Source organism: Scandinavium lactucae, assembly GCF_033843265.1.
GTDB lineage: Bacteria > Pseudomonadota > Gammaproteobacteria > Enterobacterales > Enterobacteriaceae > Scandinavium > Scandinavium lactucae.
Genome location: NZ_JAWXRD010000001.1, coordinates 161,549 through 180,240, shown reverse-complemented (window position 1 = coordinate 180,240; position 18,692 = coordinate 161,549). Strand labels below are relative to the sequence as shown.

The following is an 18,692-nucleotide window of genomic DNA, read 5'->3' as shown; positions in this document are numbered from 1 at the left end:
GTAAACCCTTGTCTTACATACTGATTGGCAGTGCCATTATGATTGCGTCCTCACGCCCGTCAGCGGTCGGATAGTAGTTGCGTCGAATCGTCGCCTCGTTGAAGCCCAGGCTTTCATACAGTGCGATGGCGGCAGCGTTCGAGGCACGGACTTCCAGCCACAGCGTGACGACGCCGCGTTTTTCCACTTCGTCGATAACCTGTTCGAGCAATTCCCGGCCCAGACCCCGACGCTGATACGCCGGATCGACGGCGATATTAAACAGCGTGGCTTCATCGAGCACGATTTGCGTAATGGCGAAGGCCGCCATCTCGCCGTCCACCGTCAGCTGCAGGTTGAGATAGCGCTCACCCTGATTGCTGGCGAGCGTCTGCTCGCTCCACGGGAAGGCGTGGGCGCGCTGCTCAATCTGTAGAGCGCGCGGTAAATCAGTCTGGCTTAGGGAAGAAATCGTGTTCATGAGCGCAAATTTGTCGCCAGAGTTCAGCCCGGTCCGCCGCGCTGGACTGCAGTTGTTCGAATGTCGGGCTGGCGAGCTGAGCACCTTCCAGCGCGACCGGTTCAGCGTCGCCAAGACGCCAGCTATTACAGCGGCCACCCTCGGGCAGCATCGCAACGCGCTCCGGCGTCAGCTGTAAGACCTGATCCGGCGTGACGGCGAGCGCGCGCAGGATGTCATTGACCAGCGGATCGGTCAGCGGCGGCAGCGTTTGCGCCACCATCACCAGACGAATATGTTCAGGCAGCGAGATGGCGATTTCGCCCTGCAAAACCGAGGGGCGGCGCAAAGCCCACTGGGTAATGCCCAGTTGCTGTAGTTGCCAGTCTCGTCGGGATGTCATCGCGGGTTTCTCCTGTCTGTCAGGCGCGCAAATATAGCAAATTCGACGAACGTGCGCCAATAAAGCAAGGTGCCGCACGCGCGGTTCATACAGATAATGTGTATAATCGCGCCCGTCGTTTATAGAGGATTCCTTTTTATGTCTGCATTGACCCCGGCAAGTGAAGTCTTGCTGCGCCACAGTGATGATTTCGAACAAAGCCGCATTCTGTTTGCCGGTGATCTGCAGGATGACCTGCCCGCTCGTCTGGACACCGCATTTAGCCGTGCCCACACTCAACAATTTCACCACTGGCAGGTTCTGAGTGCCCAAATGGGTGAGAACGTTCGCTTCAGCCTGACCGCAGAAGCGGCCGATGTGGCTGATTGTGATACGTTGATTTACTACTGGCCGAAGAACAAGCCTGAAGCGTTGTATCAACTGACCAATATTTTATCGATGATGCCGATTGGCACCGATATTTTTGTGGTCGGTGAGAACCGCAGTGGCGTGCGCAGCGCCGAACAGATGTTGGCGGAATTCGCGCCGCTGAACAAAATCGACAGCGCGCGTCGCTGTGGCCTGTACCACGGTCGCCTGGAAAAACAGCCGTCGTTCAGCGCAGAAGATAACTGGTCCGAGTATCAGTTGGATGGCCTGACCATCAAAACGCTGCCGGGCGTCTTCAGCCGCGATGGCCTGGATGTTGGCAGTAAGTTGCTGCTCTCCACCCTAACCCCGCACACCAAAGGTAAAGTGTTGGATGTCGGCTGCGGCGCTGGCGTGCTGGCCACCGTCCTGGCAAGCCACTCACCGAAAGTGCGTCTGACCCTGTGTGATGTCAACGCCGCGGCGGTAGAAGCCAGCCGCGCCACCCTGGCGGCTAACGGCCTGGAAGGTGAAGTCCTTGCCAGCAACGTCTTCTCTGAGGTGACCGGTCGCTTCGACATGATTATCTCCAATCCGCCGTTCCATGACGGGCTGCAAACCAGCCTCGAAGCCACGCAACAGCTTATCCGTGGCGCAGTGCGCCATCTGGGCACTGGCGGTGAACTGCGTATTGTGGCCAACGCCTTCCTGCCGTATCCGAAAGTGCTGGATGAAATCTTTGGTTTCCACGAAGTGCTTGCCCAGACCGGCCGCTTTAAAGTCTATCGTACGGTGCTGACCCGTCAGGCGAAAAAGTAAATGCTCTCCCGCCCGCAGGCTTTAACCTGTGGGCGTTCTCCCTTCCCGCTCTCCCAGGTCGCTAATGCGCCCACTTTTACAGCGATCGGAAAATTCTGCTGCAATTAACTGTTGACGAAAATCCGAAAACCACTAGAATGCGCCTCCGTGGTAACGATTCTTTTTAAGAGTCGATGGTATGCGACGGTGGCGGAATTGGTAGACGCGCTAGCTTCAGGTGTTAGTGTCCTAACGGACGTGGGGGTTCAAGTCCCCCCCCTCGCACCATATACCACGTAAGATGTTGCTCGCACTGGGCGAAGGTGGCGGAATTGGTAGACGCGCTAGCTTCAGGTGTTAGTGTTCGTAAGGACGTGGGGGTTCAAGTCCCCCCCCTCGCACCAACGAGTAATATCAAGATAAGATTTCTGTGCGAAGGTGGCGGAATTGGTAGACGCGCTAGCTTCAGGTGTTAGTGTTCGTAAGGACGTGGGGGTTCAAGTCCCCCCCCTCGCACCAGCATTCTTATCTCTCTCTTCTCTCTCCCTGTTCTATTTCATCCCATTTGCTTCAAACTCATTAGCACCATCATCATCCCGCTTATCAATGCGAACGCCGATGGCAGCAGCACAAAGTGACGCAACTGACGATGCCAGATCATCACGCCCGTCAGCAACAGCCCCAGCGCGATTAAACTTCGCCAAACGTCAACCGACAGCCCGACAAAACCCAATCCGACTAAAAGCACGCCCGGGATTAACACGCCCCATCCACTGCCTAACGCCCGTTGCAACATGGTTATAACTCTCAAATCGATAATGATAACCAATATCATATGATAATTTTTATCATTTGCAAGATCGTGCCTGTCCCCAGCGCGCTCTTTACGGTCACGCTGATGACAGTGTTGCAGTAAGGTGATAAATTGTGCGGATTAACCGAAATGATTAATGTTCCTGATATTTTCGCGCGGCTCGTTCCCGCGTGAATTTTGTCATTCCTGATGGTTAGTGTTTCTATAATCTCATAATTAATAACGACTTCCTGACATGACATCACAATCCTGGCGTGCCCTGCGCGTTAAAAAATATCAATTTTCACTGCGTCTCTTTCTATTCCTTAATTTAGCTTCATCGCTTTTTTCGATGCTGAGTCCGATGCATCACATTTTAGCGATTACCGTCCCGCTGGTGATGATAACCGTCATCAGCGCGGGATTGCTGCTTGGTCACTGGGCGTGGGCGGAGAGAAAAATTAATATTCCGGCGATCTCCATATTATTTGGTTGCCTCTGGGCCTGGCATGTCGCCACCAAAACACCGTTAATGCATCAGCCGAATTTTAGCTATCTGGTGATTGCCTTATTAAGCGTGCTGTTTGTCGGCGCAATTGCTTTTTCGAATAATATCATCGCCTTTACCCTCCACTCGTTGCCGGTGCTGGTCACCTGTCTGTTATTAAGTGACGGCGATCAATGGCTGCGAATGCTCTACTGCTTTGCGCTGCCTGTTATCGGAATAACCATTCAGAGTGTTATCCAAAAACGTTACGATAACTTCGCGCACGGGCTGATGTATAAGCTGCTCGAAGAGCGACAGACGCTGAACGATCTGAGCATGCTTGACCCCCTTACCGGCCTGTATAACCGCCGCGGCCTGCAAAATCGCCTTGAGACATTGCTGTCGCTGGACGCCAGCGGCCATTATGTATTACTGCTCGATATCGACTACTTCAAAGCTTATAACGATCACTACGGCCATATGATGGGCGACCAGGCGCTGATTCAGGTTTCGGCGGCGATACGCAATGCCGTGCGATCAAGAGATATCGTCACCCGCTATGGCGGTGAAGAATTTATGGTGGTGCTGACATCCACCACGCCGGAGATGGCGCTGGAAACGGCAGAACGCATTCGCCAACGCGTTTACGACCTAAAAATTTCCCACATGTTTAATCACAGTGTCGCCACCAACGTGACGGTAAGCATCGGGTTAGCGCCCTTGCTCGGCGAAGATATGGAAGGTGCGCTGGAGCAGGCGGACAAAGCGCTGTACGAGGCCAAGCATTTGGGCCGCAATAATATTCTGACCAGCGAGGCGCTGCAAAAGGCCTGAAGAAAATAATTGAGCAGTGAAAAGTATGAAAAGGGTTGCGAATGCTTTTTTCTATAGCTAGGATTGGCAATCATTATCATTTAGATTTGTATCCAATCTACGCTCATGGCCTATCGCTCTGCACCGATTACTGAGGATCTTATCTGGCGTACTCCGCTCTATGAGCGCGAGCCCGGGCTGGCGGACGCGTTACGCCACACCATTGCAGAGCAGCGCCCTCACCTGTTGGATTTCATCGGTCTCGATGAACCGCATCCGCAAAAGGCCATGACGCTCGCTGACTGGAGCCGCAGCAGCGAATTCACGTCCCTGCTGGCGCAGTATTCCGACCATATCTACCGCAACAATCCCGCTCAGGAACGTGAGAACAAGCCGCTGCTTTCTCTCTGGGCCCAGTGGTATATCGGTCTACAGGTGCCCCCGTTGATGCTGGCGCTGCTGACCGAAACACGCGCCCTCAGCCTTTCCCCGCAGCATTTTCACGTTGAGTTCCATGAAACCGGACGTGCCGCGAAATTCTGGATCGATGTGCATCAGGACGCAGAGTTGACGCGTCAGTCCTCGCTTGAGCGCATGGAACAGCTGGTCATCCAGAACCTGGTGCCCGTCGTCGAGGCGCTGGAAGCGACCGGAGAGATTAACGGTAAACTCATCTGGAGCAACACCGGGTATCTGATCAACTGGTATCTGGGCGAAATGCGGACGTTGCTGGGTGATGAACAGGTGAACGTGCTCCGCCAGCATCTCTTCTTTGCCCAACGCTTCTCTGACGGGCGGGATAACCCGTTGTGGCGCACCGTGGTGATGCGTGATGGCGTATTGGTGCGACGTACCTGCTGTCAGCGCTATCGCCTGCCAGAGGTGCAACAGTGCGGTGACTGTACGCTGAAATAATGGTTTTCCCCTGAAGACAAAAAGACCCGGTAACGTCATGCTCCCGGGTCTTTTTTGTTGGGCTAAACGCAGAGGTTAAGCCACCTGTTGCGCCTCTTGTTCAGTGCGCTGTGCTTCTTCCGCTTCCTGCTCCAGCAGTTGCTTCTCGTACACCTTAAAGAACGGGTAATAGATGATAGCGGACACGCAGGCCAGCAGAACCACAAGGATAACTGCCCGGAAATCCCAGCCTAAAGCCCATGCAGCACCGACCGGTGCCGGCGCGGTCCAGGGTACGACAGAGATAACGCGTCCGATAAGATCCAGCTTCATAGCCCCCCACGCCAGCGTGGCATTAACCATCGGTGCCAGCAGGAATGGAATGAAGAACACCGGGTTCATCACAATCGGCGTACCGAAAATAACCGGTTCGTTGATGTTAAAGATGCTCGGCACCACGCCCAGACGTCCGATAGAACGCAGGTGCGCAGACTTACTGCGCAGATAGCAGAACACCAGCCCCATCGTCGCCCCGGAACCGCCGATGACGATAAAGAAGGTCCAGAATGCTTCCATAAAAATATGCGGCAAGGGAGCACTCTGCGCCAACGCCGTCTGGTTGAGGCCCAGGTTGGTCAGCCAGAACATTTGCAGCATCCCGGAGACAATCGCCGCCCCATGAATGCCCGCGAACCACAGCAGGTGGCCAATCAACACCGCCAGTAAAATAGCTGGCAGGGAATCCGCCGCCGACACCAACGGTTTGAAGATGGACATGATCGCCTGCGGGATCAGCATGTCGAACTGACTCTGGATGAACAGGCTCAGCGGATACAGCGTCAGTACCACCACCAGCACCGGAATGAGCAGGTCAAAAGAGTTTTTGATCATCGGTGGCACCTGATCGGGCAGGCGAATACCGATGTTATGGGCCTTCAGGAAACGCATCATTTCCACACAGTACACGGCGACCAAAATGGCGGTGAAAATACCGGTCCCGCCCAGGCTGTGCACCGGCAGCGTACCGTCGGTTTTCGGGGCCGCGACCAGCAGAAACGCCATAATGGAGAGCATTGCGGCCATGAACGGGTCAAGCTGCACGCTCTTTTCGTAATGTCGGCCCAGGTTATAGGCAATCGCTGCACAGATATAAATGGACATGACGCCCATGGTCATATCGAACGGCGTGAGAATACGGCCTTCAAATTGTTTCGCCATGTCCAGCCACGCGCGGGCAAAACCCCAGGTGGTATCCGGAGAGAATGGCGGGTAGGCAAATACCAACAGGAACGAGCCAACAATCATGAATGGCATTGCAGAGATAAAACCATCACGAATTGCCATCACGTGACGCTGGGACGAAATACGCCCGGCGACAGGACTGACATAGTTTTCTACGAATCGGAATATCAAATTAAACGCAGCATGGTTAGCAGACATAGCAGCTCTCCTGACGGGCGATAGACGTAAGCACAGCAACGGTTAGTGTGCCGCGATGTGCAATCTCGAACTGTGTGTTGACTACCACGCCGGGGGGTTGGCCCGTCCTACAGCAGATAAAGATACATTTCATACACGGCTCTTATTTTTTTAGCGATACAGAGGAAGTTACGCATTCAGTATTAATCGCGGTAACGGACTTCTGCAACCGGTTACTGTAACCGGTTGCAGTGAATGTGAAGGGGATCGAGAAATCCATCAAATGCGGGGAATACTCATCCTCTTATTTACAGCATCAATCGCTTGTGACAGATTAATTTCGTTTATATCAGGAGAGAACTATGAGTTTGCAAACCGTGCGGCAATTTTTGGCTGACCGCGCCCCCGATATCGAAATTATAGAACTAAATCAGAGTACTGCGACGGTTGCATTGGCCGCTGCGGCACATAATGTTGCGCCGGGACAGATTGCGAAAACGCTGTCCTTGAAGGTAAAAGATGAAGTCATTCTGGTGGTGGCGAAAGGCGATGCGCGTCTGGATAACAAAAAGCTGAAATCAGCTTTCGGGGCCAAAGCCAGAATGCTGAGCTGTGATGAAGTGGTGACCTGGACGGGACATCCGGTTGGTGGCGTCTGCCCGTTTGGCCTGGAAAACCCGCTAACCGTATATTGCGACGTTTCGCTGAGGGGCTTTGATGAGGTATTACCGGCAGCCGGAGCGACCCACAGCGCGGTGCGCATCTCCCCGGAACGTTTAGCCGAACTGACAGACGCCACCTGGATTGACGTCTGCCTCTGAGTTCAGCCAGACGCTCGCCTCAACATCCCGCGCGCATGGACTCTCGCGGCAGATAGCGCAAGATATCTGCTGCACAGAGCAGACCTGTATCCGTTCTCACGCCCAGCTTATTCATCGCATTAAACTTATGCGTGCGAATTGTTTTCGCGTTGCGTGCCATCCGAATAGCAATCTCAGGAATGGACAACCCTTTGCCCATATAATCGAGAATGGTACGCTCGGTTGGACTCAGTCCCCCGGAGCCAGAGCGACAGCTGAGTGTTTTATAGGGTCTGCATAACGACTCTTTCTGTAGCATTAACGCGTTTAATTGCAGGCGCAGTTTCTCAACCGAAGAAGACTTACATAACACGGCATGTAAGGGAACCGGCAGCAGATGATGAATTAATTTACCCTGTACTTCATCATCTGCAAGCAGCACCCTGACGGCATCAGGCTGTTTTCGCGCGAGATGAGTAAGGAAATAAATACTGTGCTGGCGTGATTGCCGGGTCACCGCCACAGAGTAAATCACAATGTCGTAAGGGCGGCGATGCGCACGCCGGGCAAACCAATCCCCACTGTCCTTAAAGGCATCGAGCTGATACGGCGTACCGCTACAGCAGGAAAAGAGCTGGCGCAGGCCCAGCTTCGTCATTAGACAGTTTTCAACGACTGCAACGTGTCTATTTGCGGTGCACTTTTCCATTGTATCGGCTCTCCCCATACAGGTTGGAGATTCAACTCTTTCATTCCCTGAGCGCTATTGAGCCAGGCGTACAGCTCCGCATTACCCCGCAGCATCAGGCGGCGCATAGCACTATTTTTCTGCGCACTGATGGTTTTATTACTTTTGCGCAGCAGCATGGCAATTTGGTTCACACCCCAGCCTTTGGCCAGTAATCGCAATACCTGACGTTCAGAGAGAGATAAGGACGTTTTAATACCTGGCGGCAAAAGGAATACATCGGTATCGGGCGTGGTAAGCGACGCGCTGATGCGATTCGCCTCTTTCCCCTGATCGCGAATAGCGGCAATAACCTGAGGGATAGGTTCCGCATCGGAAAGTAATGTGCTTTCAGGGCGTAATAAATACTCAACGGCCAGCGCGTAATTCGCCTGGCTGACCATAAATATCCAACGCACCTCTTTATGCTGCGTCATTAATGAATAATATTGCTCGCAAAGCGCCTTACCGTGTGAACGATCGCCAAAGAGATCGCTAACAATCAGATTGGCACGGCGTAACTCCAGAAGCGTGAGTTCATCAACACTTTGATGGCAGCTTATCGTATAGTCTGGAAAGTTATCCGTCATGACGGCCATCAGACCAGCCCGAACAATGGGGATACTACTTATTATCACGCCACATTTTTTTAATCCCGCGAGCATAACACGTCCCTTTTATGATGCAGATTATATTGCAGAATCATTCATGGATATTATCAATATCATTCAATAATTCATGACTTAAATTATTCCGAGCCCTGTTCCTTTCATTTAAACCACGAGTGGAGAATTCGCAATTATCGATGAGGGGCAATTAACGCATAAAACAACCTTTTCAGAATAACATAATAAAAATATACACGCCAAGCGCTCGCATAAAGTTTCTCATAGTTAATCAAGTCATCTAAATGTATTAATTAGACATACTTAATATCTTTTATTTTCTCCCTGAATAATTTAGGTGGAACACCGGCGTAGCGCCGAAAAAAACGCGAAAAATAGGTCGCATCGCTAAAACCTAAGTAATCAGAGAGTTGTGTTATCGACATACTGGTGTATTGCAGACTGCGTTTTGCCTCAAGCATTAAGCGTTGATGTAACACATTCAGCGCACTGCAATTGTGAAACTCCCGGCATAAATAATTTAAATGCGTCACCGACAGCCCTACGGCATGTGCATATTCGGACATCTGCAAATGCTCGCGATAATGGCTTTCTATCAGTCTGGCAAACTGCTGCATCACCGCCCGACGTCGCTCGGCCCGGTCTTCTGCTGGAGTCACGGACTGACATTGTCGATTGATCCATACCAGCAGAGCGCTGAGCATGGCATGTAGCATCAATTCCCGGGCATCATTGTTCTGCTGGTACTCCTCCAGCAGCGTGGAAAACAGGGTACGGATATGTGCGCGGGATCCCTTTACGCTTACGCAATGTGGCTGATTGAGGACCGCAAGCTGGCGACCAAACTGATTTTCGAAGCGGCTGAGCAGCGGCAGTGCGAGCGACAACACATACCCTTGGGTTCCGGGCGAAAAGCGAAAGCCGTGGACGCACAACGAGGGCACCACCTGAATAGAGGCTTCCTTCACCACCCGCGTTTCACCTTCGATTTCGATGCAGGCCTCCCCTTTGTGCAGATACAACAGCTGCACTAATTCCACATGCTGATGCACACGGATATGCCACTGATACAGGCTGCTGCGCTGATGAATGGACTCACAGTGCAGCAGCTCCGGCGTTGGCCAGTCACGCTGCTCGCCGTACAGTTTAAAAACGGGGATTGGACTACGCTGCACCATAACCTCTCTGGCAAAGGGTAAACTAACGAACGGTTTCGTAAGGCAGGCCCACGTAGTTTTCGGCAATGGTCGTGAGCCCGGCCCGTGAGCCTAGATAGTAGCGGCGGTCGGCCTCCTGCATTTTCCGGTCGAACGGGCTCTTATCATGAAAATCGTGCAGCAGATGGGTCATAAACCAGCTAAAACGCTCGCCCTTCCACACGCGATTCAGGGCAAATGACGAATAGCTGGCAAGCAAATCTTCGCGCCCGTGGTGGTAAAACTGACAAAGTATCCGCCACAGGTAATTCACGTCAGACGCAGCAAGGTTAAGCCCTTTGGCCCCAGTCGGAGGGACGATATGCGCCGCATCACCCACTAAAAAAAGCCTGCCATACTGCATCGGCTCGACCACATAACTGCGCAACGGGGCGATGCTCTTTTCTAGTGAGTGACCAGTCACTAACTTATTCGCTAATTCTGACGGCAAGCGGCATTTCAGCTCCTGCCAGAAGCGTTCGTCGCTCCACGCCTCAACGTTATCGGTAAGCGGCACCTGCAAATAGTAACGGCTCCTGGTTAGTGAGCGCTGACTACACAACACAAATCCGCGTTCATGATGCGCATAGATAAGCTCTGGATTGACCGGCGGGGTATCGGCCAACAGCCCCAGCCAGCCAAAAGGCCAGACACTTTCATATTCCCGCAGGACCGATTTCGGGATGGCCTGGCGCGAGACCCCGTGAAAACCATCGCACCCGGCAATGAAATCGCACTCAAGCCGACACGCTTCTCCGTCTTTCTCGAAGGTCACCGCGGGTTTATCCGTCTTCATGTCATGGAGCTGCACGTTGCTCACACCGTAGATAATCGTTGCCCCGCTGCTAGCCCGGGCTTCCATTAGGTCCCGGGTCACTTCGGTCTGGCCGTATACCATCACGCTTTTGCCTTCCGTCAGTTCGCTGAGCGGAACCGGAATACGCACCCCATCAAACAGGAACTCCACCCCGTGATGCACCAGGCCTTCAGCATCCATTCGCCGGGAGACGCCCGCCTCGCGCAGCAGGCTGACGGTGCCGCTTTCCAGGATCCCTGCCCGAATACGACCCAAAACGTATTCCGGCGTCTGACGCTCAAGGACCACCGTCGCAATCCCGGCGTTGTGTAACAGCTGACCCAGCAACAGCCCTGACGGACCTGCGCCAATAATTGCAACCTGCGTTTTCATGGCTTCGCTCCAGATGGTTAATTATTTGTTTATTTTTTGTATACATAAAGTGTCTTGTTGCATTTTTGATAACCCGGAGCGGAAAAAGAAGGGCATAAATCGTGCAAAACCTGCACTTTTGAACGATCTTGCAAAACTGTGGCGCAGTTCAAAAAATGCACGTTACCTACCCTCCTTGTGCGCAATGTTTGATCTCGTCAGGCCATGCCAGGCAAGGGCTTCAGGTAAAACGGGGCATGGGTAATGGTATTGATGTGTGAAGACCGGATGGATATGGACGCAAATCAAGCAGAGCAACGCACCGTCACGCGGTTATGCATTCAGTGCGCCCTGCTGTTACTGCAACACGGAGCCGAAAGCGCGCTGGTGGACGAGCTCTCCACCCGTCTGGGCTTAGCGCTTGGGATGGACGGCGTGGAGAGTGCCATTTCCTCCAACGCCATTGTGTTAACCACCCTTAAAGAGGGTCAATGCCTGACCACGACCCGCAAGAACAACGATCGAGGGATCAACATGCATGTGGTGACCGAGGTGCAGCACATCGTCATCATGGCTGAACACAAATTGCTGGATGCGAAAGACGCCGAGAAACGTTTTACGCAAATCAAACCGCTACGCTACCCGCGCTGGCTGGTGGTCACGATGGTGGGGCTGTCCTGCGCCTGTTTTTGTAAGCTCAATAATGGTGGCTGGGATGGCGCTTTTGTGACGCTTTGCGCCAGTACGATTGCCATGTACATCCGCCAGTTACTCACCCATCGCTCGATGCACCCGCAAATCAATTTCTGTATCACCGCCTTTGTCGCCACCACCGTCTCAGGGCTGATGCTGCGCCTGCCCACCTTTCAGCAAACCTCAACGGTGGCGATGGCCGCCAGCGTCCTGCTGCTGGTGCCGGGCTTTCCACTGATTAACGCCGTCGCCGATATGTTCAAAGGTCATATTAATACCGGGCTCGCCCGCTGGGCCATCGCCAGCCTGTTAACCCTGGCGACCTGCATCGGGGTGGTGATGGCAATGACGTTATGGGGGCTGCGCGGATGGGCATAATCGATTTCCTACAGGCGTTGCTACAGGACCTTATATTGTCGGCGATCCCCGCCGTTGGCTTTGCGATGGTGTTTAATGTCCCGCAGCGGGCGCTTCGCTGGTGCGCGCTGCTCGGGGCCGTCGGCCACAGCTCGCGAATGGTGATGATGATGGCCGGAATGAACATCGAGTGGTCGACGTTTATTGCCTCCATGCTGGTCGGCAGTATTGGGATCCAATGGTCACGCTGGTATCTGGCGCACCCCAAAATTTTTACCGTCGCCGCCGTTATACCAATGTTTCCCGGTATATCAGCCTATACCGCGATGATCTCCGCGGTAAAAATCAGCCATGTCGGCTACAGCGACGCGCTGATGATGACCCTACTCGAGAACTTCCTCAAAGCTACCTCAATTGTGGGCGCGCTGTCGGTCGGGTTATCAATCCCCGGCCTGTGGCTGTACCGCAAACGCCCTCGCGTCTGAGCCGCGTGCCGGGCATCTCCTCCTGCACGCGGGTCTGTGCTACTATCTGCCCATGTTATACGTCTCATCGTTTTGCTTGAGTAATCACCATGTCTTCCAGAATTCTGACGTCCAGCGTCATCGGGATTGATGCGTTTCTGCACGATCCTGATGGCGTATTAAACAAAGCCGATAACGGTGCCGTGGCGGTGTTTGCCAATAACGCCCCGGCGTTTTATGCGATTGCACCTGCGCGTCTGGAGCAGTTGCTGGAGCTTGAAGCGAAGCTCGCCCGTCCGGGCAGCGATGTCACGCTGGATGGGCAGTTCTTCGATGAGCCACAGGCCGTGCCTGTGGCGGTGCCGATGGGAAAATTCGCCATGTACCCCGACTGGCAGCCGGATGCGGATTTCCAGCGCATGGCCGCCCTGTGGGGCATCGCGCTCACCCAGCCCGCCACGCCGGAAGAACTGGCCTCCTTTACCGCTTACTGGCAGGCGGAAGGCAAAGTGTTTCACCACGTTCAGTGGCAGCAGAAACTGGCGCGCAGCCTGCAAATAGGCCGGGCCAGTAACGGCGGACAGCCGAGACGCGATCTCAACACGCTCTCCGAGCCTGATAATCAAATTCCACCGGGTTTTCGAGGTTAATGATGAAAAATGTTGGTGATCTGATGCAGCGCCTGCAAAAAATGATGCCGAAACACGTCGAACCGGCCTTCAAAACGGGCGAAGAACTGCTGGCCTGGCAAAAGGAACAGGGACAGCTGCGCTCTGCCGCGCTGGAACGTGAAAACCGGGCGATGAAAATGCAGCGCACCTTTAACCGCTCCGGCATTCGTCCCCTGCACCAGAACTGTTCGTTTGATAACTACCGCGTGGAGTGCGACGGGCAGATGAACGCCCTGTCGAAAGCGCGTCAGTACGTTGATGAGTTCGATGGCAACATCGCGAGCTTCATCTTTTCCGGCAAGCCGGGCACCGGTAAAAATCACCTGGCGGCGGCCATCTGCAACGAACTGCTGCTGCGTGGAAAATCGGTGCTGATCATCACCGTGGCCGACATCATGTCCGCCATGAAAGACTCCTTTACCAACCGCGAAACCACCGAAGAACAGCTGCTCAACGACCTAAGCAACGTTGACCTGCTGGTGATCGACGAGATTGGTGTCCAGACCGAATCGCGCTACGAGAAAGTGATCATCAACCAGATTGTTGACCGCCGTTCGTCGTCTAAACGTCCGACCGGGATGCTCACCAACAGCAACATGGAAGACATGAACAAGCTATTGGGCGAACGCGTGATGGACAGGATGCGTCTGGGCAACAGCCTGTGGGTGATCTTCAACTGGGACAGCTACCGCAGCCGCGTCACCGGCAAAGAGTATTGAGACCATTCCGAACTCTGCCAGCGCTATACTGGCAGAGTTTCTGCCAACTGAGTCGAACCCATGAAAACAGTTAAACGCCTTCTTTGCACCGTCGCGCTCACCAGCGCCCTGCTTTCCACCAGCACTTTTGCTATTTCTCTTAGCGACACCCTTTCCAGCGCTGCCAGTGAACTGAGCGGCTCAACGTCTTCACAGGGCGGGACATCACTCTCGTCGTTAACCAGCCTGCTGAACGGCAGCGGTCAAGCGCTGAGCGCAGACAACATGAACAATGCCGCGGGTATCCTCAGCTACTGTGCTAAACAGAAGCTGACCTCCGTGACCAACGCCGACAACGTTAAAAATCAGGTGCTGGATAAACTGGGCCTCGACACCGCCACCGAGCAGAAAGCGGATACCAACTATATGGACGGTATTCAGGGTCTGCTGAATGCGCAGAATGGCCAACAGCTGAATCTCAGCACGCTGGGCGATTCCGAGTTAGGAAAACAAGTTAAAACCAAGGCTTGCGATCTGGTACTCAAACAAGGCACGAAATTCATCTCTTAATCCCGCCTCAGAACCCGCCCACACAGGATGTGAGCGGGTTAAAAAAACCGCATATCTAAACCAAATCTGTATCCACGCACAATTTAATGACGCTACAATTGCAGCAATATTGCACTGCAATTACAGTGTAGGGCCGAAAATTGTGGCTGGTCAGAGGATGACCAGTGTGACTGAGGATGTGCTGTGTCCGAGCTTGTCTCTATTGCTCTGTTTCTCGCTTCTGTGGTGATTTATGCATGGAAAGCGGGGCGTAATACCTGGTGGTTTGCTTCCATCCTGACGGTGCTCGGCCTTTTTGTGGTCCTGAACCTGACGCTGTACGCCAGTAACTATTTCACCGGCGACGGCATCAACGACGCGGTGCTCTACACCCTCACCAACAGTCTGACCGGTGCGGGCATTGGCAAATACATTCTTCCCGGCGTGGGCCTGGTGCTGGCGCTGATTCTGGTCTTCGGTGGACTCGGCTGGGTACTGCGCCGTCGTCGCCATCATCCTCATCATTTGGGTTACAGCGTACTGGCGCTGGGGCTGGCGCTCGCCTCCGTGGACGCCAGCCCGGCGTTTCGTCAGATAAGCGAGCTGGTGAAATCCCAGTCCCGCGACGGCGATCCGGATTTTGCGGCCTGGTATAAAGAGCCATCGAAAAGCATCCCTAATCCGAAGCTGAACCTGGTGTATATCTACGGGGAAAGCCTCGAGCGGACCTATTTTGATAACAATGCCTTCCCGAACCTGACGCCGGAACTGGGCAAGCTGAAAGACGAAAGCATTGATTTCAGCCATACCATGCAGCTGCCGGGCACCGACTACACCATCGCCGGGATGGTCGCCTCGCAGTGTGGTATTCCGCTGTTCGCGCCGTTTGAAGGCAATGCCTCGGCCTCGGTATCGAGCTTCTTCCCGCAGAACATTTGCCTTGGCGATATCCTGAAAAATTCCGGCTACCAGAACTACTTTATGCAGGGCGCGAATCTGCGTTTCGCCGGGAAAGATGTGTTCCTGCAATCGCACGGGTTTGATCACCTGTACGGCGCAGAAGAGCTGAAAGCCACCGTTCCAGACCCGAGCTATCGCAACGACTGGGGGTTCTACGACGATACCGTGCTTGATGAAGTGTGGAAAAAGTACGAGGAACTCTCAAAATCGGGCCAGCGTTTCTCGCTGTTTACCCTGACCGTCGACACGCATCATCCGGACGGCTTTATCTCGCGAACCTGCGACCGTAAAAAGTACGACATCGATGGCAAAGCCAACCAGTCATTCAGTGCAGTCACCTGTAGCCAGGAGCACGTTGCGGCGCTCATTGAAAAAATTAAGGCCTCACCGTACTTCAAAAACACGGTTATCGTGGTCTCCTCAGACCATCTGGCGATGAAAAACACCGCCTGGGACTACCTCAACAAACAGGATCGCAGCAACCTGTTCTTCGTTATCCGTGGCGACCAGCCGCAGCAGGAAGTGATGGGCGTAAAGCGCAGCACCCTGGATAACGGCGCTACGGTGCTCGATATTCTCGGTGGCGACAACTTTATCGGCCTCGGTCGCAGCAGCCTTTCCGGGCAGTCGCTGGCGGAAGTGTTCCTCAACATGAAAGAGAAAGTGCTGGCGTGGAAGCCGGATATCATTCGTCTGTGGAACTTCCCGAAAGCCATTAAAGATTTCACCATCGACGAGAAGAAAGGGATGATGGCCTTCTCCGGGTCGCATTTCCGCCTGCCGCTGCTGTTACGCGTGTCGGACAACCGCGTCGAACCGCTGCCGGAAAGTGAATATTCCGCCCCGCTGCGCTACCAGTTGGCAGATTTCGCCCCGCGTGACAACTTCATGTGGATTGATCGCTGCTACAAAATGGCCCAGCTGTGGGCACCTGAACTGGCGCTATCGACTGACTGGTGCGTGTCGCAGGGCCAGCTTGGCGGCCAGCAAACTGTGCAGCATGTCGATAAAGCGCAATGGAAAGGCAAAGCCGCGTTCAAAGACACCCTCATCGATATGGAGCGCTACAAAGGCAACGTTGATACCCTGAAAATTGTCGACAACGATATTCGCTATAAGGCCGACAGCTTCATCTTTAACGTCGCCGGGGCACCGGAAGAGGTCAAACAGTTCAGCGGCATTTCACGCCCGGAAACCTGGGGCCGCTGGTCTAATGCGCAGCTCGCCAATGAAGTTAAAATTGAATACAAAGATCCGCTGCCGCAGAAATTCGACCTGGTGATCACCGCCAAAGCCTTTGGCCCGAACGCTAACAAGCCGATTCCGGTCCGCGTCGGCAACAGCGAGCAGACGCTGACCCTGGGCACTGAGGTGACCACCACCACACTGCATTTCGACAACCCGACCAGCAGCAATCTGCTGACCATCGTGCCGCCGGATCCGCAGACCACCAACGAGGGGAACATTCTCGGTCACTCACCGCGTCAGCTGGGGATTGGGATGGTGGAAATCAAAGTGGTGAAATCAGAAGGTTAAAATGTTCCAGGCCCGGCAGACTGCCGGGCCTTTGCGTTTTTAGGCCCGGCAGACCGCCGGGCCTTTGCGGATCAGAAGGTTTCCCAGTTCTCACCGTTTTCAGTGGCTGCAGCTTTACGCAGCGTCTGAACCGGCGCACTGGATTTCGGGGCGGATGCATCACGCTTAGCCGCCATCTGCGACGGCTGAATGCGGAACACCGCCACCGCCTGAGTCAGACGGCTGGCCTGCTCTTCCAGAGCCGCTGCCGCAGACGCGGATTCTTCCACCAGCGAGGCGTTCTGCTGGGTCACACGATCCATCTCGGCGACGGCCAGACCGACCTGGTCGATACCGCGACTCTGCTCGTCAGACGCCGAAGCGATTTCACCCATGATATCGGTCACGCGAGTCACTGCATTGACGATTTCATCCATGGTTTCACCTGCGCTTTCCACCAGCGTAGAACCGATATCGACGCGGCTGACCGAGTCTTCAATCAGGCTCTTAATTTCACGGGCGGCCTGGGCGCTGCGCTGCGCCAGGTTACGAACTTCACCGGCCACAACCGCGAACCCACGACCCTGCTCACCCGCACGGGCGGCTTCAACCGCGGCATTCAGCGCCAGAATGTTAGTCTGGAAGGCAATGCCATCGATAACGCTAATGATATCGGCAATTTTCTGCGAACTGCTGGTAATGTCGCGCATCGTCTGCACTACGTTATCCACCACTTTGCCGCCCTTCTGCGCGGTTTCTGACGCACTCAGCGCCAAATGGCTCGCCTGACGGGCGTTTTCGGCGTTCTGTTTCACCGTCGCGGTCAGCTCTTCCATGCTGGCAGCGGTTTCTTCCAGGGAAGCGGCCTGCTGTTCGGTGCGGGAAGAGAGATCGTTGTTGCCCATTGCAATCTCGCTGGCACCGCTGTAAATCGCGTCCGCGCCGTTACGCACTTCGCCGACGGTACGCACCAGTTCACTCTGCATATGGCGCAGGGAATCGGCCAACTGGCCCATTTCGTTGCTGCCGTGCACATCGATAGGCTTAACCAGATCGCCCCCGGCGATATGACGAATGCTGTCGATCACGCGCGTCAGCGGCTGGATCAACGTTTTGTGGATCCCTAGCCAGACCACCACGATCACCGCCAGTACTGCTACCAGCACACTGATCAATACCCAAATCGCCTGGTGGTAAGAGCTGTTGTTATCTTCCACCGCCAGCTCATACAGATGATCGTTTTGCTGGAAGTAGTTCACGTAGGCTTTCTCAAAACCATCCTGATAGCCCTGAGTCGGCTGATCGAAGAAGTCGTTGATCTTGCCCGCGCCGAGCAGCTGGATAAGCTCCGCCAGCGCACCGTGGTAGATGTCATAGTTACGTTTGATCTCCAGGGCCGAGGCTTCACTCTGGCGCGGATCGCGCGGCAGGGCTTCATATTCCGCCCAGCGCTTCTCCGCATCATCCAGTGATTTGCTGGCAATCTGCATCAGATCCGCCACCGTCGCCCCGCTGCCGATATGGTTTTGATCCATCATGTAACGGATCCCGGCGCGGTTGAGGGTGTTACGGGTTTGCAGCAAGGAGACCCAACTGCCGTTCAGCGTGGCCTGCTGCTGGCGGATGGTTTGCAGGACGGTGAAGTTTTCTTTGTCGTGTTTCAACGCGTTGAAGAACAGACCGCCGGATGTCAGTTGTAAAAGGCCAAATATGACCAAAACCAGCACAAGGCTGGTGACAATTTTTATGCGATTTAACATTTTTTCTTTTCCAGTGGGAAGTTAACCGTTTATTCGGCCTGGAAACGAAAAACTTTAAGAAAATTCGCATGCGATCACACGAAAAAACCCTATTTTCATTTGCGCTATCCGCAC

General features: G+C 54.1%; 19 protein-coding genes and 3 tRNA genes. 13 read left to right on the top strand and 9 right to left on the bottom strand.

The genetic code is table 11. The features are described from left to right. Window positions 1-13: 13 nt before the first annotated feature. Window positions 14-460: a ribosomal protein S18-alanine N-acetyltransferase gene (gene rimI / locus SIK69_RS00860; RefSeq protein WP_319628293.1), complete on the bottom strand. Its 447-nt coding sequence runs from the start codon at window positions 458-460 to the stop codon at window positions 14-16. After that, window positions 429-842 carry a DNA polymerase III subunit psi gene (locus tag SIK69_RS00855; RefSeq protein ID WP_319628294.1) on the bottom strand — a complete coding sequence of 138 codons (414 nt, stop codon included), beginning with the start codon at window positions 840-842 and terminating at the stop codon, window positions 429-431. Before SIK69_RS00855 ends, rimI begins: the two co-directional genes overlap by 32 nt. Window positions 843-980: 138 nt before the next feature. Between SIK69_RS00855 and rsmC the strand changes: the two genes are divergently transcribed. The 4 genes from rsmC to SIK69_RS00835 all read left to right on the top strand — a co-directional run bounded on the left by rsmC (window position 981) and on the right by SIK69_RS00835 (window position 2,507). Beyond that, window positions 981-2,009, top strand: a complete 1,029-nt coding sequence (rsmC, locus tag SIK69_RS00850; protein WP_319628295.1) for a 16S rRNA (guanine(1207)-N(2))-methyltransferase RsmC — start codon at window positions 981-983, stop codon at window positions 2,007-2,009. Between the two features lie 180 nt (window positions 2,010-2,189). After that, window positions 2,190-2,276 (top strand) — tRNA-Leu (locus SIK69_RS00845). Window positions 2,277-2,305: 29 nt separating this feature from the next. After that, window positions 2,306-2,392, top strand: a tRNA-Leu gene (locus SIK69_RS00840). A 28-nt stretch (window positions 2,393-2,420) separates the two neighbouring features. Continuing rightward, window positions 2,421-2,507, top strand: a tRNA-Leu gene (locus SIK69_RS00835). Window positions 2,508-2,544: 37 nt separating this feature from the next. Here the strand turns inward: SIK69_RS00835 and SIK69_RS00830 are convergent. Then, window positions 2,545-2,784 carry a DUF1435 domain-containing protein gene (locus tag SIK69_RS00830; protein ID WP_319628296.1) on the bottom strand — a complete coding sequence of 80 codons (240 nt, stop codon included), beginning with the start codon at window positions 2,782-2,784 and terminating at the stop codon, window positions 2,545-2,547. A 253-nt stretch (window positions 2,785-3,037) separates the two neighbouring features. Here SIK69_RS00830 and SIK69_RS00825 point away from each other — a divergent pair, with 253 nt between their 5' ends. Both SIK69_RS00825 and fhuF read left to right on the top strand, forming a co-directional pair. After that, window positions 3,038-4,102: a GGDEF domain-containing protein gene (locus SIK69_RS00825; RefSeq protein ID WP_319628297.1), complete on the top strand. Its 1,065-nt coding sequence runs from the start codon at window positions 3,038-3,040 to the stop codon at window positions 4,100-4,102. 105 nt (window positions 4,103-4,207) lie between these two features. After that, entirely contained in the window at window positions 4,208-4,996 is a 789-nt protein-coding gene (gene fhuF, locus SIK69_RS00820; protein ID WP_319785188.1) for a siderophore-iron reductase FhuF, read from the top strand. Between the two features lie 75 nt (window positions 4,997-5,071). Here fhuF and SIK69_RS00815 read toward each other — a convergent pair whose 3' ends face one another. After that, window positions 5,072-6,415: a PTS sugar transporter subunit IIC gene (locus SIK69_RS00815; protein ID WP_319628299.1), complete on the bottom strand. Its 1,344-nt coding sequence runs from the start codon at window positions 6,413-6,415 to the stop codon at window positions 5,072-5,074. Window positions 6,416-6,756: 341 nt separating this feature from the next. On the opposite strand from SIK69_RS00815, the gene SIK69_RS00810 reads away from it, so the two are divergent. Continuing rightward, window positions 6,757-7,215: a YbaK/EbsC family protein gene (locus SIK69_RS00810; protein WP_319785187.1), complete on the top strand. Its 459-nt coding sequence runs from the start codon at window positions 6,757-6,759 to the stop codon at window positions 7,213-7,215. Window positions 7,216-7,234: 19 nt separating this feature from the next. On the opposite strand, the gene bglJ is transcribed toward SIK69_RS00810, so the two are convergent. The 4 genes from bglJ to pobA form a co-directional block, all read right to left on the bottom strand. Further along, a complete protein-coding gene (gene bglJ, locus SIK69_RS00805) occupies window positions 7,235-7,852 on the bottom strand; it encodes a DNA-binding transcriptional activator BglJ (protein WP_319628301.1) in 618 nt (205 codons plus the stop codon). Then, complete coding sequence (locus SIK69_RS00800; protein WP_319628302.1) at window positions 7,852-8,586, bottom strand: helix-turn-helix domain-containing protein; 735 nt, start codon at window positions 8,584-8,586, stop codon at window positions 7,852-7,854. The genes bglJ and SIK69_RS00800 overlap by 1 nt, the downstream gene beginning before the upstream one ends. Before the next feature lie 254 nt (window positions 8,587-8,840). Next, window positions 8,841-9,725: a helix-turn-helix domain-containing protein gene (locus tag SIK69_RS00795; protein ID WP_319628303.1), complete on the bottom strand. Its 885-nt coding sequence runs from the start codon at window positions 9,723-9,725 to the stop codon at window positions 8,841-8,843. A 22-nt stretch (window positions 9,726-9,747) separates the two neighbouring features. Continuing rightward, window positions 9,748-10,932 (bottom strand): 4-hydroxybenzoate 3-monooxygenase, encoded by a 1,185-nt coding sequence (gene pobA / locus SIK69_RS00790; protein WP_319785186.1) that lies wholly within the window; start codon window positions 10,930-10,932, stop codon window positions 9,748-9,750. A 273-nt stretch (window positions 10,933-11,205) separates the two neighbouring features. Between pobA and SIK69_RS00785 the strand changes: the two genes are divergently transcribed. The 6 genes from SIK69_RS00785 to opgB all read left to right on the top strand — a co-directional run bounded on the left by SIK69_RS00785 (window position 11,206) and on the right by opgB (window position 16,839). Continuing rightward, a complete protein-coding gene (locus SIK69_RS00785) occupies window positions 11,206-11,982 on the top strand; it encodes a threonine/serine exporter family protein (RefSeq protein ID WP_319628305.1) in 777 nt (258 codons plus the stop codon). After that, window positions 11,973-12,446 carry a threonine/serine exporter gene (locus tag SIK69_RS00780; protein WP_319628306.1) on the top strand — a complete coding sequence of 158 codons (474 nt, stop codon included), beginning with the start codon at window positions 11,973-11,975 and terminating at the stop codon, window positions 12,444-12,446. Before SIK69_RS00785 ends, SIK69_RS00780 begins: the two co-directional genes overlap by 10 nt. Window positions 12,447-12,535: 89 nt before the next feature. Then, complete coding sequence (dnaT, locus tag SIK69_RS00775) at window positions 12,536-13,075, top strand: primosomal protein DnaT (protein WP_319628307.1); 540 nt, start codon at window positions 12,536-12,538, stop codon at window positions 13,073-13,075. A 2-nt stretch (window positions 13,076-13,077) separates the two neighbouring features. Continuing rightward, complete coding sequence (gene dnaC, locus SIK69_RS00770) at window positions 13,078-13,815, top strand: replicative helicase loader DnaC (RefSeq protein WP_319628308.1); 738 nt, start codon at window positions 13,078-13,080, stop codon at window positions 13,813-13,815. A 60-nt stretch (window positions 13,816-13,875) separates the two neighbouring features. Further along, entirely contained in the window at window positions 13,876-14,364 is a 489-nt protein-coding gene (locus tag SIK69_RS00765) for a YjjA family protein (protein ID WP_319785185.1), read from the top strand. Window positions 14,365-14,547: 183 nt separating this feature from the next. Next, window positions 14,548-16,839: a phosphatidylglycerol--membrane-oligosaccharide glycerophosphotransferase gene (opgB, locus tag SIK69_RS00760; protein WP_319785184.1), complete on the top strand. Its 2,292-nt coding sequence runs from the start codon at window positions 14,548-14,550 to the stop codon at window positions 16,837-16,839. Window positions 16,840-16,910: 71 nt separating this feature from the next. Here opgB and tsr read toward each other — a convergent pair whose 3' ends face one another. Beyond that, the gene (gene tsr, locus SIK69_RS00755) at window positions 16,911-18,578 is read right to left on the bottom strand and encodes a methyl-accepting chemotaxis protein (protein ID WP_319628311.1); all 1,668 of its coding nucleotides are present in this window, start codon (window positions 18,576-18,578) and stop codon (window positions 16,911-16,913) included. Window positions 18,579-18,692 lie beyond the last annotated feature (114 nt).

Coding starts and splice junctions, on each gene's coding strand:
- rimI (WP_319628293.1), bottom strand. CDS start 460: ATGAACACGATTTCTTCCCTAAGCCAGACTGATTTACCGCGCGCTCTA.
- SIK69_RS00855 (WP_319628294.1), bottom strand. CDS start 842: ATGACATCCCGACGAGACTGGCAACTACAGCAACTGGGCATTACCCAG.
- rsmC (WP_319628295.1), top strand. CDS start 981: ATGTCTGCATTGACCCCGGCAAGTGAAGTCTTGCTGCGCCACAGTGAT.
- SIK69_RS00830 (WP_319628296.1), bottom strand. CDS start 2,784: ATGTTGCAACGGGCGTTAGGCAGTGGATGGGGCGTGTTAATCCCGGGC.
- SIK69_RS00825 (WP_319628297.1), top strand. CDS start 3,038: ATGACATCACAATCCTGGCGTGCCCTGCGCGTTAAAAAATATCAATTT.
- fhuF (WP_319785188.1), top strand. CDS start 4,208: ATGGCCTATCGCTCTGCACCGATTACTGAGGATCTTATCTGGCGTACT.
- SIK69_RS00815 (WP_319628299.1), bottom strand. CDS start 6,415: ATGTCTGCTAACCATGCTGCGTTTAATTTGATATTCCGATTCGTAGAA.
- SIK69_RS00810 (WP_319785187.1), top strand. CDS start 6,757: ATGAGTTTGCAAACCGTGCGGCAATTTTTGGCTGACCGCGCCCCCGAT.
- bglJ (WP_319628301.1), bottom strand. CDS start 7,852: ATGACGAAGCTGGGCCTGCGCCAGCTCTTTTCCTGCTGTAGCGGTACG.
- SIK69_RS00800 (WP_319628302.1), bottom strand. CDS start 8,586: ATGCTCGCGGGATTAAAAAAATGTGGCGTGATAATAAGTAGTATCCCC.
- SIK69_RS00795 (WP_319628303.1), bottom strand. CDS start 9,725: ATGGTGCAGCGTAGTCCAATCCCCGTTTTTAAACTGTACGGCGAGCAG.
- pobA (WP_319785186.1), bottom strand. CDS start 10,932: ATGAAAACGCAGGTTGCAATTATTGGCGCAGGTCCGTCAGGGCTGTTG.
- SIK69_RS00785 (WP_319628305.1), top strand. CDS start 11,206: ATGGACGCAAATCAAGCAGAGCAACGCACCGTCACGCGGTTATGCATT.
- SIK69_RS00780 (WP_319628306.1), top strand. CDS start 11,973: ATGGGCATAATCGATTTCCTACAGGCGTTGCTACAGGACCTTATATTG.
- dnaT (WP_319628307.1), top strand. CDS start 12,536: ATGTCTTCCAGAATTCTGACGTCCAGCGTCATCGGGATTGATGCGTTT.
- dnaC (WP_319628308.1), top strand. CDS start 13,078: ATGAAAAATGTTGGTGATCTGATGCAGCGCCTGCAAAAAATGATGCCG.
- SIK69_RS00765 (WP_319785185.1), top strand. CDS start 13,876: ATGAAAACAGTTAAACGCCTTCTTTGCACCGTCGCGCTCACCAGCGCC.
- tsr (WP_319628311.1), bottom strand. CDS start 18,578: ATGTTAAATCGCATAAAAATTGTCACCAGCCTTGTGCTGGTTTTGGTC.